General features: G+C 73.7%; 11 protein-coding genes. 5 read left to right on the top strand and 6 right to left on the bottom strand.

What is annotated here, in order from left to right:
• Positions 1–142 precede the first annotated feature (142 nt).
• From BQ9890_RS16355 to BQ9890_RS10990, 3 genes are all read right to left on the bottom strand, one after another.
• Positions 143–2,932 (bottom strand): HAD-IC family P-type ATPase, encoded by a 2,790-nt coding sequence (locus tag BQ9890_RS16355; RefSeq protein WP_075891506.1) that lies wholly within the window; start codon positions 2,930–2,932, stop codon positions 143–145.
• Between the two features lie 223 nt (positions 2,933–3,155).
• Positions 3,156–3,410 (bottom strand): heavy-metal-associated domain-containing protein, encoded by a 255-nt coding sequence (locus BQ9890_RS10995; RefSeq protein WP_075891504.1) that lies wholly within the window; start codon positions 3,408–3,410, stop codon positions 3,156–3,158.
• 123 nt (positions 3,411–3,533) lie between these two features.
• Positions 3,534–3,815: a metal-sensitive transcriptional regulator gene (locus BQ9890_RS10990; protein ID WP_230298026.1), complete on the bottom strand. Its 282-nt coding sequence runs from the start codon at positions 3,813–3,815 to the stop codon at positions 3,534–3,536.
• Between the two features lie 268 nt (positions 3,816–4,083).
• Here BQ9890_RS10990 and BQ9890_RS10985 point away from each other — a divergent pair, with 268 nt between their 5' ends.
• Complete coding sequence (locus tag BQ9890_RS10985; protein ID WP_075891500.1) at positions 4,084–6,099, top strand: hypothetical protein; 2,016 nt, start codon at positions 4,084–4,086, stop codon at positions 6,097–6,099.
• Complete coding sequence (locus BQ9890_RS10980; protein ID WP_143226319.1) at positions 6,086–6,922, top strand: hypothetical protein; 837 nt, start codon at positions 6,086–6,088, stop codon at positions 6,920–6,922. Before BQ9890_RS10985 ends, BQ9890_RS10980 begins: the two co-directional genes overlap by 14 nt.
• Positions 6,923–7,517: 595 nt before the next feature.
• On the opposite strand, the gene purB is transcribed toward BQ9890_RS10980, so the two are convergent.
• Both purB and BQ9890_RS10965 read right to left on the bottom strand, forming a co-directional pair.
• On the bottom strand, positions 7,518–8,978 hold the full coding sequence (purB, locus tag BQ9890_RS10970) for an adenylosuccinate lyase (protein ID WP_075893090.1): 1,461 nt from the start codon (positions 8,976–8,978) through the stop codon (positions 7,518–7,520).
• Between the two features lie 249 nt (positions 8,979–9,227).
• Entirely contained in the window at positions 9,228–10,010 is a 783-nt protein-coding gene (locus BQ9890_RS10965; protein WP_075893088.1) for a fructosamine kinase family protein, read from the bottom strand.
• A gap of 261 nt (positions 10,011–10,271) precedes the next feature.
• Between BQ9890_RS10965 and BQ9890_RS10960 the strand changes: the two genes are divergently transcribed.
• Complete coding sequence (locus BQ9890_RS10960) at positions 10,272–10,613, top strand: hypothetical protein (RefSeq protein WP_075891492.1); 342 nt, start codon at positions 10,272–10,274, stop codon at positions 10,611–10,613.
• Positions 10,614–11,516: 903 nt separating this feature from the next.
• Here the strand turns inward: BQ9890_RS10960 and BQ9890_RS10950 are convergent.
• Complete coding sequence (locus BQ9890_RS10950; protein ID WP_075893088.1) at positions 11,517–12,299, bottom strand: fructosamine kinase family protein; 783 nt, start codon at positions 12,297–12,299, stop codon at positions 11,517–11,519.
• A 261-nt stretch (positions 12,300–12,560) separates the two neighbouring features.
• Here BQ9890_RS10950 and BQ9890_RS10945 point away from each other — a divergent pair, with 261 nt between their 5' ends.
• Positions 12,561–12,902 carry a hypothetical protein gene (locus BQ9890_RS10945; RefSeq protein ID WP_075891492.1) on the top strand — a complete coding sequence of 114 codons (342 nt, stop codon included), beginning with the start codon at positions 12,561–12,563 and terminating at the stop codon, positions 12,900–12,902.
• Positions 12,902–14,770, top strand: a complete 1,869-nt coding sequence (locus BQ9890_RS10940) for an alpha/beta hydrolase family protein (RefSeq protein WP_075891490.1) — start codon at positions 12,902–12,904, stop codon at positions 14,768–14,770. Before BQ9890_RS10945 ends, BQ9890_RS10940 begins: the two co-directional genes overlap by 1 nt.
• Positions 14,771–14,891: the final 121 nt, after the last annotated feature.

The raw sequence follows: 14,891 nt of genomic DNA, 5'->3' as shown, positions 1-14,891 counted from the left end.
ACTGTGCCGGCCCTTGTCGGGGTCGTCGTGCTCGTGCGATGTCGCTGCACCGAAGCGTGGGTGCCCACCGAGAGGTGGGTACGCGGCCATGTCTCGGTGGGAGAACCACATCTCGACGGGAGTCGCCCACCGCCCTCGCGCTTCAGGACGCCCGGCGCAGGCGCAGGGAGTTGACCACCACGAACACCGAGGAGAAGGCCATGGCGGCGGCCGCGATCATCGGGTTGAGCAGCCCGGCCACCGCCAGCGGGATCATCGCCACGTTGTAGGCGAAGGCCCAGAACAGGTTCTGCTTGATGACCCGCAGGGTGCGCCGCGAGACGCGGATGGCGGTCGCGGCAGCGGTCGGCTCGGAGTTGACCAGCGTGATGTCGGCGACCTGGATCGCCACGTCGGTGCCGGACCCCATCGCGATGCCGAGTCCCCGCACACCGGCCTGGGCGAGCGCCGCCGCGTCGTTGACACCGTCCCCGACCATGGCGACGACACGGCCCTGCTCCTGCAGGTCGCGGACCACGTCACGCTTCTGGTCGGGCATGACCTGGGCGATGACCCGGGAGATGCCGACCTCGTCGGCGACGTGGCGTGCGGAGGCCTCGTTGTCACCGGTCAGGAGCACCGGCTCGATGCCGAGGTCGCGCAGTTGGGCGACCGCCTCGACCGAGGTCGGCTTGAGGGTGTCGCGCACGACGAGGACGGCCCGGACGCTGCCACCGCTGATCCGGGCGGGCAGCACCCGGGCGGAGGTCGGGCCGGTCACGGTGGCGCCGTCCTCCGGGGCGTCGGGGGAGGTGCCCGCCCCGTCCGGGGAGGCGGCGGAGCGCCCGCGCACGGTGGCGTGGTACCCGGCGTCGTCGACGACCTTCTCCAGCTCGGCGTCGGAGTAGTCACGGTCCAGGGTGATCGCGGCGGACTCCGTGGCGAGGTTGACGGCTGCCGTCACGCCGGGCAGCTTCTGCAGCTTGCGCTCCACCCGGCGCACGCAGGAGGCGCAGGTCATGCCCTGGACGTCCATGTCGACGTGGACGAGGGCGGGTCCGTCCGTCCGCGCGTCGGTGGCAGCTGCGTCGGTCCCGCCTCCGGCGGACCCGGCGGGGAGTGGCCCTGTGGGTGCGGCACCGCTGTGAACGGCGTCGGCGCCCGCCGACGGTCGGGTGGTCCCGAGGGCGTCCTGCCAGTCCGGAACGGTCGCGAGGAGGACCACCGAGGCACCGGTGTCCTGGGCGTCGTCGACGGCCGAGGCGAGGTCGGCAGGCGCCTCGATGCCGAGGTCGTGCAGCCACGTCGGTCGTCCCACGAGGACGAGGTCACTCGTCCCGCCCGCGCCCGGGACCAGGGCGGAGACACCGAGGCCGGGGTGGTTGGTGAATGCCGTGGTCGCCTCGGGCGTCAGGCCCGCTGCGGTGGCGCCGGCGACGACGGCACGGGCCAGGGGGTGCTCGGAGCCGGACTCGGCCCCGGCGGCGAGGGCGAGTGCCCGGGCGGCCGGTTCGGCGGGCGACACCGCGCCGCCCTCGTCCGGCACGCTGAGCGACACCGCGCCGCCCTCGTGCGTGTCGGTCGACGCCTGGCCCGCGTGCCCACCGTCCCTCGCGGCGCCGCCCTCGTGCGTGGCGACGGGTGCGCCGGCGGGTGCGCTGGTGGGCACGGCGTCGGACGCCCATGTGGTCCCGCCCGGCAGAACGACGGACTCCAGGCTCATGCGGCCGGTGGTGATGGTGCCCGTCTTGTCGAGGACCATCGTGTCGATGGTGCGGGTCTGCTCGAGGATCTCGGCGGACTTGATGACGATGCCCAGCTGCGAGGCGCGGCCGGACCCGACCAGCAGCGCGGTGGGTGTGGCCAGTCCCAGCGCGCAGGGGCAGGCGACCACCAGCACGGCGACGGCCGCGGTGAAGGCGGCCTGCACCGAGCCTCCCGCCAGGAGCCAGCCCGCCAGGGTCACCAGGGAGATCGCGATGACGACGGGGACGAAGACGGAGGAGATCCGGTCCGCCAGGCGCTGGACGGGGGCCTTGCCGGCCTGTGCCTCGGTGACCATGCGCCCGATCTGGGCCAGGGTGGTCTCGGAGCCGACGCGGGTCGCGCGCACCACGAGCGCGCCCCAGGTGTTGACCGTCGCCCCGGTGACGTCGTCACCCGCGGAGACGTCCACGGGCACGGACTCACCGGTGAGCAGGGAGGTGTCCAGGGCGGAGGAGCCCTCCACGACGCGGCCGTCGGTGGCGACCTTCTCACCGGGACGCACCAGGAACAGGTCCCCCACGGCGAGGTCCGCGGCGGGGATGCGCTCCTCGTGACGGGTGCCGTCGGCCTCGGTGCGCAGCCGGGTGGCCTCCTTGGCACCGAGCTCCAGCAGGGAGCGCAGGGCGTCACCGGCGCGGTAGCGGGTGCGTGCCTCCGCCCAGCGGCCGATGAGGAGGAAGAGGGTGATGACGCAGGCACCCTCGAAGTAGATCTCGGCGTGGTGGCCCGACGCCCGGGGGAGCAGGGACATCTGCATGCGCATGCCCAGCATGCCCGCACCACCGAAGAGCAGGGCCCACCAGCTCCACAGGGTGGAGGCGATGACACCCAGGCTGACCAGGGTGTCCATGGTGGTGGAACCGTGGCGTCCCGCGCGCCAGGCGGCGGAGTGGAAGGGCCAGGCCCCCCAGGTGACCACCGGCAGGGACAGGAGGGCCGCCACCCACTGCCACCCGGTGAACTGCCAGGCGGGGACCATGGAGACGGCCACGACGACCACGGTGGGCGGGGCGCAGACGATCACGCGGCGGCGCAGGGCCTGGGCATGACGGCGGGCGCCCTCCCCGATGTGGGGGGTGGTGGTCGCGGTGGTGTGGTCCGCGGCTGGTGCGGGGTGGGTGTCGGATGCGCTGGCGCTCGCCGGGTGGGTGTCGGCCGGGAGCTGCTGGGTGAGGGGATTCGTCATGACGCCTTCTGGGGGCGTGGGTGTCCGGGGCGGCATCCTCTGGGGTGCGCCCGGGAGCACGGGGTGGTGGTCGTGTGGCGCCGTGGCGCGCAGGTGCGCGCGCGACCGCGCCCCGGCCGGTTTCAGGGGTGCGTCAGCGGGGGTGGACGTGTCCCGGTGGGGACACGCGTGCGCCCGCGTGCGGTGGTCGGACGGGGGAGCCGGTGCGGAGCGGCGGTCGGGCTCAGAAGTCCCGGGCGACCCCGACCAGCTCGAACCCGGCCTCGTCCACGGCCTTCTTCAGCAGGGTGTCGTCCACGCCGGTGTCGGTGACGACGGTGACCTTCGAGGTGCCCCCCGACTTGAGGATCACGTCGATGTTCTTCACACCGGGGACCTCGCGGAGTTCCTCGGTGACGGATGCGACGCAGTGGGAGCAGGTCATCCCGTTGACGGAGAGCTCGACGGTGCGGTCGATGGGGTGCTCAGTGGTGGCCATGGTGTCTTCCTCCTGGTGGCCCGGGGGCCGTGGGTGGGGTGTGGGGTCGGGTGCGGGCGCTGCCCGCAGGATGGGAACGGTGGCGGGCGGTGCGCTCGCGGACGGGTGTGCGGGTTGTCGGCCTCAGGACTTCACGAGGCGGGCGATGGCGCGGGTGGCCTCCTCGACCTTCTCGCGCCCCTCCTCGTCGGACCGTTTGGCCGCGTGCACCACGCAGTGGTTCATGTGGTCCTGGAGCAGACCCAGGGCCACGGAGTCGAGCGCGCTCTGGACCGCGGAGATCTGGGTGAGGACATCGATGCAGTAGGAGTCCTCGGAGACCATGCGCTGGACACCGCGGACCTGTCCCTCGATGCGCCGCAGGCGCGTGAGGTACTGCTCCGTCGAGCTCGAGTACCCAGGCATCATGACCCTCCTCCGTGACCGGTGTTCCGACCATACCCCTATGGGGTATCGCGGTCAACAGGTGGATCCCGGCCGTGGCCGTACGAGGGCGACGCCGCCTCGGTGTCCGGCGGGCTCCGACCGGGGGTGCACCGACGGGGGTGCACCGGGGGCCCGGGCCGCCGGGAGGACGCGCTGTGGTTACGCTGGACACCGGGTCCGGCACGGGTGCCCGGGTGCCGGCAGGGACAGCGGTCCCCGGGACCGGCGGGCAGGAAGGAGGGGGTGCATGCCAGGGTCGAGGCCGTCGTTCTACCCCTCACGACGTGTGCCCCAGGCCTTCCCGCCCTCGTACCTCTACACGCGCCTGGCGCCCCTCGTCCCCGCGCTCGCGGCCAATGCCGTCCTGGCCGGCGTGGTGGAGCTGGGTGTCCTGCCCGCCCGGATGCGTGCGGCCCTGCGCACGCGGGTCGAGGAGGACGGGGCCGAGATCCTCGAGCGCTCCCAGCGCATGTTCTTCGACGCACCCGGTCTGGACACCCTGCTGGTGCGTTCCGTGGCGGCGTCGGCCCGGAAGGTCACCAGCATCGGACGCGCCTACCTACGCGCCCGGATCCGCCTGCACGCCGACCGGGACGGTCGTGCGGCCACCATGCTCCCCCTGGTCCCGCGCCGGGGCTACGACTCCCTGATGACCTCGATGCTGGCGGTGGGAACCGCCCTGGGGCAGTTCCGCGGCGGCGAGGTCCATGCGCGGGCCTTCTTCGACTCCGGTGTGCCCGCACCCGACGGGCCGCACCTGCCCCTCCCCGAGGGGCACCCCACCCCGGCCGTGCGCCGTTTCGAAGCCCCCACCTCCCTGGGTGACATGGCCGCCGACATCGACGACCTCTACTGGGTCATGGCCTACGGGCAGGCGGTGAAGATCACGCGGGTCGGCCACGGCGAGGCACGGCGCTGGTTGGTCTCCCTGCCCGGGACCGACCACATGACCGGGCCCTCCACCCCGAACCCGGCCGACACGGAGACGAACATCCGTGAGGTCCTCAACGTGCCCTCCGCGATGCGCATCGGCACCGTCCAGGCACTCCACGCCGCCATGCGTGCCGACGGGGTCCCGAAGGACCGGTGGAGTCGGGAACCGGTCCTCATCTGCGGCCACTCCCAGGGGGGGATGGTGGCGACCGCCCTGGCGGCCGGCGACCCGGGGACGGTGGGCGTGGACGTGACGGCGGTCCTGTCGCTGGGGACGCCGAGTCGCCGACTGCGGATCCGTCCCGACGTCACCATGCTCGCCGTCGCCCACGACCAGGACGTCGTCCCCTCCATCGACGGCACGCCCCAGAGGGCCCCGGACCAGAGGGTCACCATCGGACGGCGCCTGGTGCGCCCTCGTCGGGGACCCCTCTACTACGCGCACTCCTCGGCCACCTACACCGAGACCGTCCGCCAGGCCGAGCGCAAGGCGACGGTGGCCCCGTGGGGGCGGGCAGCCGAGACCGTCGCGAAGCTGCGCGAGTTCCTGCCGCGTGAGGGCGAACCCGTGCGCGTCCTGATCTTCGACGTCTGGCAGGACCTGTTGGAGCCGACCACGCGCGACACCTGGAACACCTACGTCGAGATCGACCGACCCGACTGGGAACCGGTCGACTACGCCGAGGAGTGGGAGCCCAATCCGCTGCTCACGTTGCCCGAGATCACGCTGCTCGACCTCAACCAGGTCCTGCCCGATCTCTCCCAGGTCGTGCCCAACGGCACCGAGGCCATCGACAGGTTGCGTGGGGAGTGGCGCGCGGAGCTCGCCGAGCTCCCGGATCTCTCCGTCCTCCAGGAGCGCGCGAACGAGCGGGCCGAGGAGGTCGGGCGGTCCCTGGCCTCGGCGGCGGAGGAGCTGCGCGGCGTGGTCGACTCCGTCCTGCGCCGCAACGGTGACGGAGGTGGGGCCGGTGGGCGCGACAGGGGCACCGCCGGGGACGCAGCCGCCCACCCGGCGCCCACCGGCGGTCCGGGGGAGACTGGTCCCCAGGACGGGACCGGCGTGACGGGTGTGTCCGGTGCCCCCGGTGCGGCGGGTGGAGCGGCAGGGGCCCGCGCGGCGGACGTGGGACCGACGGATGGCCACGCGGTGGGTGACGTCGCGGTGGACCGCGGTGGAGTGGATGGTGCCGCGGTGGACGAGGGGGCGGCGGACGAGCACGCCGGGCACCGGGATCCGGCGGACCGCATGCCGGGAGAGCAGGACCACGGACGGGACGGTGGCGGCGACGTCGCCGCGGATGAGGGGAGTGGCGATGGCGAGCACTGACGATTGGGCGAGAGGGCTGCGGGCCGTGTTCGGATCGGGGCGCGGTTCCGTCCCGGTGAACAAGGGGTCGCGGGGCGCCTCCAGGCGACTGCCGCAGATCGACAACCCGGTGCTCATCGGGGTCGCGGGTCTGGGCGCGTTGGGCGCAGGACTGGCCCTGCGCTCCCTGAGGCCCACGCACCGCGCCGGGCGCTCCGAGCGGATCCGGATGCTCGTCTCCGACGCCGTGCAGCAGGGGGTGGAGATCCACGGTCCGGAGGCGGAGCCCGCCTCGGTGGACGTCCAGGTCCACGAGGCCTTCGGCAAACCGCCACTGGTCAGCATCGACGTGCGGATGGAGAGGACCCCGGACCAGGAGGCGGCGCAGGACCTCCTCGACCGGGCAGCGCGTGCGGCATGGGACAACCCCGAGTTGGCCCCGGTCGCGGTGCGCGCCCGTGTGCTGCTCGTCGGGCAGGGGGGCTCCGCGGGCCCCGATCGGGAGAACGTGGTTCCCGCAGATGCCGGTGCCGGTGCCGGTGCCGGCGTGGACGGCGACCGGGACGTGCACGCGGGGGAGGACACGACACGGCGCGTGGAGCGCGACGACGAGGCCCTTCCAGGCGCGGACGGTGGCTCGGTCAGCGACACACGTGCCGACAACGCGGAGATCTCCCGTGCGCGCAGGAACCGACTCGTACTGCCCGTGCGCAGGGATCGTGACCCGTCAGCGAAGGTGCTGGTGGACATGACGTCACTGGGTTGCGAGGACGAGACCGCGCGCCCGGCAGACCTCTACGCCCGCTACGGCTCCCCCGCCTCCGACCCGAACTGGCGTCCCTGACCTGCTCCGTCGTCCCGCGTCGCCTGCGCGCACCGGCACCGGAGGGCTCGGCTGCCGGAGTTCGTGGCCCTGGACCGGGTCCTGGTGGTGCTGGTCGAGGTCCTGATGCCGATCCTCGTCCCGGTCCCGGTCCCGGTCCCGGTCCCGGTCCCGGTCCCGTTCCTGCTCCTCGTCCAGGAGTCGGCGGTGTCGGTGGCAGGAGGTTCCCGCAGTACCCCTCGGAGGGGTCAGCGCTCGTGGTGTCACCGCAAGGTGTGCAGGAATGCACCCAGTTTCCCTGTCGGATCCATGCACCCCGGATCAGGGTCTGGGTGTCGACGCAGGTCAGAGCCGAGCAGCGTCGCGTGGACCGTCCGTCTGGGGTTCCCGCGTCGGGAAACTGGGTGCATTTCTGCACACGGAACCGGGCAAGCGCGATCCTGACGGCCGACGACGGCACGCAGACAGGTCAGCGGGATCGGCCACTTCGACCTCCGGACCGGCCGGCACCACCGCAAGTGCCCCGGTCGCGGGACCGGCGCGTACGGGAGGCCAGCCCTGCGCACGGCACAGCAGTGGCCATGTCGGGCGCGTGCATCCCGGCCCGCCCCGGTCCTCAGTCCAGGAAGTCCACCACGCGGTCCGCCAGGCCCGTGTAGCTCGCGGGGGTGAGAGCCAGCAGGCGTTCCTCCACGTCGGCGGGCAGTCCGAGGTCCGCGATGAAGGCCCGCATGTCCTCCCCCGACACGGTGTGCCCGCGGGTGAGCTCCTTGAGGCGCTCATAGGGGTTCGCCATGCCGGTCGCCCCCGCGATGGAGGCCGCGCGCATGGCCTGCTGCACGGCCTCACCCAGCACCGCCCAGTTCGCGTCCAGGTCCGCGGCCATGCGGGCCTCGTCCATGTCGACGCCCGCCAGCCCGCGCGAGAGGTTGTCGATGGCCAGCAGCGAGTGCCCCAGGGCCACCCCGATGTTGCGCTGGGTGGTGGAGTCGGTGAGGTCGCGCTGCATGCGTGAGGTCACCAGGGTCGCTGCCAGGGAGTCCAGCAGCGCGGAGGAGACCTCCAGGTTCGCCTCCGCGTTCTCGAAGCGGATCGGGTTGACCTTGTGGGGCATCGTGGAGGACCCGGTCGAGCCCTGGGCCGCGAGGTTCTGGTGGAAGTACCCCATGGAGATGTAGGTCCAGCAGTCGGTGGCCAGGTTGTGGGCGATGCGGTTGAAGCGCGCGATGTCCCCGTAGAGCTCCGACTGCCAGTCGTGGGACTCGATCTGGGTGGTGATCGGGTTCCACACGAGCCCCAGGGACTCCACGAACTCCCGCGTCACCTCCGGCCAGTCGGCCCCGGGCACGGAGACGACATGGGCGGCCCAGGTGCCGGTGGCACCGTTGACCTTGCCCAGGTACTCGGTGCCCGCCACGCGCGCCAACTGGCGGCGCAGCCGGTGGACGAAGACCGCCAGCTCCTTGCCCATGGTCACCGGGGTGGCGGGCTGGCCGTGGGTGTGGGCGAGCATGGGGACCTTCGCCCCCGCCCTGGCCATGTCGGCCAGGTGGTCGACCAGCGCGTCGGCCGCAGGCAGCCACACCTGCTCCACGGCGGCCTTCACGGTGAGGGCGTAGGAGAGGTTGTTGATGTCCTCCGATGTGCAGAAGATGTGGACGACCTCGTGCACCTGCGGCAGGACCGTGTCGGGGCCCAGCGCATCGGGGGCGGCGTCCAGGTACTCCTTGAGCAGGTACTCCACGGCCTTGACGTCGTGGCGCGTGCGGGCCTCGATGCCCGCCAGGCGCTCGATGTCGGCGTCGCCGAACTCCACGGGGATGCGGCGCAGGTACGTGCGATCCGCCTCGGACAGGCTCGGGGCACCCGGCAGCACGCGGTGGTCCAGGAGGTGGATGAGCCATTCGACCTCGACGTGGACACGTGCGCGGTTCAGCGCGGCCTCGGAGAGGAAGTCCGCCAGGTGCGCGACGACGGGGCGGTAGCGACCGTCGAGGGGGGACAGTGGCTCGCCCCGGGCCGCCAGGTCCGTGTAGCCGTCAGCGGTGGAGAAGAGGCCCGACCAGTCTTCGCTCATGGCGTCCATTGTTCCAGAAGGCCCCACCCGCGGGGCCCGGCGTCCGCTCCCCTGCACGCTCCCCTGCACGCTCCCCTGTGCGCCGTCCGGCCGGCGTCCGGTCCGACCTGCCTGTTCCCGGTCCGACCCGTTCGCGTCCGGTCCGGCCGGCGTGCGTCCACCCGGTGCCACCCCTCGACGCGGGCACCCGGCCGACGAGGGCGGCCCCGCCCTCGTGCGCTCTCCCGGTCCTGCGGGGTGCGGGCGCGTTCAGGCCCACTGGCGTGCGATGGCGAGCGTCTCGGGGACGTAGCCGCGCCCGAAGAGCTGGCAGTGGACCATGAGCATGTGGAGCTGGTGCAACCCGATGCGCTCCCGCCAGCCGTCCGCCAGGGGGGACTCCTCGTCGTAGGCCGCCCAGATGCGTTCCAGCTGCGGGGCGCCGAAGACGGCCAGGGCGGCGAGGTCCTCCTCGGCGTGCCCGCCCTGGGCCGCCGGGTCGATGAGGGTGGCGCCGTCGCGGGTCCACAGGACGTTGCCGTTCCACAGGTCCCCGTGGGTGCGCGCGGCCCCGTGCCCGGAGGCACGCACGAGGGCGGGTTGTTCGTGGTCGAACTCCCCGGAGGAGAGCCGCTCGCAGAGCCGGTCGAGCACCTGCCGGTCGGAGGCGGTGAAGGCCGGGGCATCCAGGTAGGGGGCCAGGCGGAACCGGGCGTAGAAGTCGCCCCAGGAGGTGCTCGACTCCTCGGGGGTGGCGGGGAGGGGCAGGTGGGCCAGACCCATCCACCCCTGCCCGGCGTTGTGGGGCGGGGGTGCTCCCAGGTGTGTGGCACCGGAGGCATGGGTGTGGGCCAGGGCGCGACCGAAGTCCTCGGCGGCGGCCGGGGTCGGCCGGACCTCAACCAGGCGGGGTTCCTCCAGCCAGTCCGCGCCGTGGTCGAGCACGGGGACGACGGGAGCCGCCGTGGACGGGGTGTCGGCGAGCCAGGCGAGGCCCGCCACCTCGTAGAGGATGCGACCGCGGCGGTGGTCGGACTTGCGGAAGGTGTCCATGTCCCCACCGTAGGTACGCACACGCCTGCGCACCATCCGCACCGGGCGGTTCTCCACAGGGAGGGCGACCCGGTCACACCTGCGCACCGGGCGGGCAGTGGTCGCGCGGGTTCTCCACAGGCGCCCCGGTCCGGGCGGACCTGTCCACAGGAACGGGGCGGCCCCTTGGGAGGCTGTTGGTCACCGGACCTAGCGTCGGCCGCGAGGGCGCGGCCTGTGGGTTGGTGGCGGTGTCGCGGGGTGTGTGGAGGAGGGGACGGCATGGCGTGGGAGAGGGACTGGGACCCCGGGGACCTGGTGCGCGCGGACATCGACTTCGCCGGTCGCGGCGCGGTCCAGTGGTGGGGTCCGTGGGCACCGCACGGTGCGGAGGGGTCGGCAGGTGGTGCCCTGGCACGGATGTCGCGCATCTCGGAGGGCATCGCGGGCGTGGACCTGTCGGGTTGGGAGGGACCCGCCTCGCGTGCGGCCGGGGAGGCGTGGGTGGGCGTGCAGGAGCGGGCAGGGCTCGTGGAGGAGCAGCTCGCTGCTGCCGCGCTGGCCACGCGCGCCCTGGACGAGGCCGTGCGCGAGGCGCTCCTGCACGCCGCCGGGGGAGCCTGATGGCCGCCGACCCCTCATTCGGGGACCGGGTCCTCGTCACCTCCTCCGCCACCCGTGTCGACACCGGGGCCCTGGTGTCAGCGGCCCTCGGTCTGCGTCTGGCTGCCGGCGAGGTGCCCGGCGTGCTGGCCATGCTCGATGCGGCCGCCGACCGCTGCCGCAGCCACCTCGGGCTGGCACCGGTGGAGGCCAGCGCGGCGCTCACGGTGCTCGACGGTGCCAGGGCGGGCGCCCTCGAACTGGGTGAGCGTCTGGAGTCCCTGGCCGAGTCCCTCTCCTTCGCGGCCCTCGTCTACCTGGGGGCGGAGGGGCGCGCCGCCGCATTCCATGACGCCTGGGTGCTGCTCACCCCCGGTGCGGACCACTCCTGGGCGACGGGCCCGGGTTCGGTGCACTCCCGTGGGGTGGTGCGCGGCGTGCTTCCGGGACTGCTCGACGCACACGTGCCGGACCAACTCCTGGACTGGACGCTCGCCCCGACCCTCCCCTTCCTGCTCGGGGGTGGCCTGGCCGCGTTCGCACAGGTGCGGGGCATGGGCGACAACGGGGCCGGGACCGGCGCAGCGGGAGGGGGTGGGGACCCGACGGGGGGCATGCGCCTGCAGTTGGACCTCCGGGCCGCGTCCGAACTCCTCGCGGANAGTCTTCGCTCATGGCGTCCATTGTTCCAGAAGGCCCCACCCGCGGGGCCCGGCGTCCGCTCCCCTGCACGCTCCCCTGCACGCTCCCCTGTGCGCCGTCCGGCCGGCGTCCGGTCCGACCTGCCTGTTCCCGGTCCGACCCGTTCGCGTCCGGTCCGGCCGGCGTGCGTCCACCCGGTGCCACCCCTCGACGCGGGCACCCGGCCGACGAGGGCGGCCCCGCCCTCGTGCGCTCTCCCGGTCCTGCGGGGTGCGGGCGCGTTCAGGCCCACTGGCGTGCGATGGCGAGCGTCTCGGGGACGTAGCCGCGCCCGAAGAGCTGGCAGTGGACCATGAGCATGTGGAGCTGGTGCAACCCGATGCGCTCCCGCCAGCCGTCCGCCAGGGGGGACTCCTCGTCGTAGGCCGCCCAGATGCGTTCCAGCTGCGGGGCGCCGAAGACGGCCAGGGCGGCGAGGTCCTCCTCGGCGTGCCCGCCCTGGGCCGCCGGGTCGATGAGGGTGGCGCCGTCGCGGGTCCACAGGACGTTGCCGTTCCACAGGTCCCCGTGGGTGCGCGCGGCCCCGTGCCCGGAGGCACGCACGAGGGCGGGTTGTTCGTGGTCGAACTCCCCGGAGGAGAGCCGCTCGCAGAGCCGGTCGAGCACCTGCCGGTCGGAGGCGGTGAAGGCCGGGGCATCCAGGTAGGGGGCCAGGCGGAACCGGGCGTAGAAGTCGCCCCAGGAGGTGCTCGACTCCTCGGGGGTGGCGGGGAGGGGCAGGTGGGCCAGACCCATCCACCCCTGCCCGGCGTTGTGGGGCGGGGGTGCTCCCAGGTGTGTGGCACCGGAGGCATGGGTGTGGGCCAGGGCGCGACCGAAGTCCTCGGCGGCGGCCGGGGTCGGCCGGACCTCAACCAGGCGGGGTTCCTCCAGCCAGTCCGCGCCGTGGTCGAGCACGGGGACGACGGGAGCCGCCGTGGACGGGGTGTCGGCGAGCCAGGCGAGGCCCGCCACCTCGTAGAGGATGCGACCGCGGCGGTGGTCGGACTTGCGGAAGGTGTCCATGTCCCCACCGTAGGTACGCACACGCCTGCGCACCATCCGCACCGGGCGGTTCTCCACAGGGAGGGCGACCCGGTCACACCTGCGCACCGGGCGGGCAGTGGTCGCGCGGGTTCTCCACAGGCGCCCCGGTCCGGGCGGACCTGTCCACAGGAACGGGGCGGCCCCTTGGGAGGCTGTTGGTCACCGGACCTAGCGTCGGCCGCGAGGGCGCGGCCTGTGGGTTGGTGGCGGTGTCGCGGGGTGTGTGGAGGAGGGGACGGCATGGCGTGGGAGAGGGACTGGGACCCCGGGGACCTGGTGCGCGCGGACATCGACTTCGCCGGTCGCGGCGCGGTCCAGTGGTGGGGTCCGTGGGCACCGCACGGTGCGGAGGGGTCGGCAGGTGGTGCCCTGGCACGGATGTCGCGCATCTCGGAGGGCATCGCGGGCGTGGACCTGTCGGGTTGGGAGGGACCCGCCTCGCGTGCGGCCGGGGAGGCGTGGGTGGGCGTGCAGGAGCGGGCAGGGCTCGTGGAGGAGCAGCTCGCTGCTGCCGCGCTGGCCACGCGCGCCCTGGACGAGGCCGTGCGCGAGGCGCTCCTGCACGCCGCCGGGGGAGCCTGATGGCCGCCGACCCCTCATTCGGGGACCGGGTCCTCGTCACCTCCTCCGCCACCCGTGTCGACACCGGGGCCCTGGTGTCAGCGGCCCTCGGTCTGCGTCTGGCTGCCGGCGAGGTGCCCGGCGTGCTGGCCATGCTCGATGCGGCCGCCGACCGCTGCCGCAGCCACCTCGGGCTGGCACCGGTGGAGGCCAGCGCGGCGCTCACGGTGCTCGACGGTGCCAGGGCGGGCGCCCTCGAACTGGGTGAGCGTCTGGAGTCCCTGGCCGAGTCCCTCTCCTTCGCGGCCCTCGTCTACCTGGGGGCGGAGGGGCGCGCCGCCGCATTCCATGACGCCTGGGTGCTGCTCACCCCCGGTGCGGACCACTCCTGGGCGACGGGCCCGGGTTCGGTGCACTCCCGTGGGGTGGTGCGCGGCGTGCTTCCGGGACTGCTCGACGCACACGTGCCGGACCAACTCCTGGACTGGACGCTCGCCCCGACCCTCCCCTTCCTGCTCGGGGGTGGCCTGGCCGCGTTCGCACAGGTGCGGGGCATGGGCGACAACGGGGCCGGGACCGGCGCAGCGGGAGGGGGTGGGGACCCGACGGGGGGCATGCGCCTGCAGTTGGACCTCCGGGCCGCGTCCGAACTCCTCGCGGACCACACCCTGACCACGCGTCCGGCTCCGGGTGGAGGGGTCGGGGGGAGTGGACCGGTCGTGCCCTCGTGGTGGGGGACACCGGACGGCGCCACGGCGGAGGCCGCCTCACTGGCCGCGTCCTGGGGGTTGGGCCTGGGGCGCATCGGAGCGGCCTCGACGCGGGGGGTGCAGGTGACCTCCGCGGTGCCCGTGGACACCCTGGACGTCCGGACCGGGCAACCGGTGGGGGTGCGCGCCCGGCACGACGTGGTGGACTCCGATGCGGCGGCGCGGAGGTTCGGGCTGAACCTCACACCGCTCAACCTCGGCATCGTCGGGTTGCCCTCCCTGGTCGGTTCGACCCTGGGGGCGGTCCCGGTCAGACAGGGGGGACCGGCAGTGGCTGTCGCGCCAGCGGGCGCGCCACCGCACCGGGTGCCCACCCCACGCATGCCCTCCCAGGTGCTCGCCCGGGTCAGCGGGCTCAGGAGTGCCCGGGACGCCGGTCAGGTCGAGATCCTGCGCCACAGCACCCCCGGCGCGGGGGGAGCGGAACGGAGGTCGTGGAGCGTCGTCATCCGGGGTACGCAGGTGTGGGGAGTGGGCGGGGCCAACCCGCAGGACATGCTCTCCAACCTCCAGGCGGTGGCGGGGGAGGAGTCCGACCAGTCCCGTGCGGTTCTGGCCGCCATGGAGCGAGCGGGGATCGCCGCGGGGGAACCGGTCGAACTGGTGGGGCACTCCCAGGGAGGGGCGATCGCGGCCCAGCTGGCCTCCGACCCGGAGGTGTCGGCCCGCTACCGGGTCGCCTCCGTCCTCACCGCCGGGGCACCGACCGGGGGTGCGGAGACGGGCCTGGAGGTGGGCATGCTCAACCTGGAGAACACCCGCGACCCGGTCCCCGGACTGGACGGCGCGGCGAACCGGGACCTCGGTGCGTCCAGGACCGTCCACTTCGACGGCGGTCTGCTCGGAGCCCGGGCGGACGAGGGCGGCGTGGCCGGTCCCCACGACCTGGCGACCTATCGCACGGCCCTGGAGTGGTTGGAGACCGAGACCGGGGCGTCAGCCGGTGCCGGAGGACCGGGAGCTGCGGGGAATGGATCAGGGTCCGGGCGAGCGGGAACCGGCGGGCTGGGCGAGGTCCGGCAGTGGGTCAGCGATCGGGAGGAGGCCCTCGGGCTGGGTGCGGACACCCGTACCACGGCGTTCACCTTCGACTCCAGGCGTCTGCCTGCCCGACCCTGACGGGTGCGTGGTGCGGCACGCCAGCCACGTTCCTGCCGACCCTGCCCTTGCCAGACCCTGACGGGTGCGGGGCGCGGGGTGCGGGGTGCGGGGTGCGGGCGACGCCTGCCCGGACGTGCCC

The organism is Actinomyces provencensis, from assembly GCF_900155435.1.
GTDB lineage: Bacteria > Actinomycetota > Actinomycetes > Actinomycetales > Actinomycetaceae > Pauljensenia > Pauljensenia provencensis.
The sequence above is the reverse complement of the archived record's forward strand: the minus strand, read 5'-3'. Positions and strand labels throughout refer to the sequence as shown.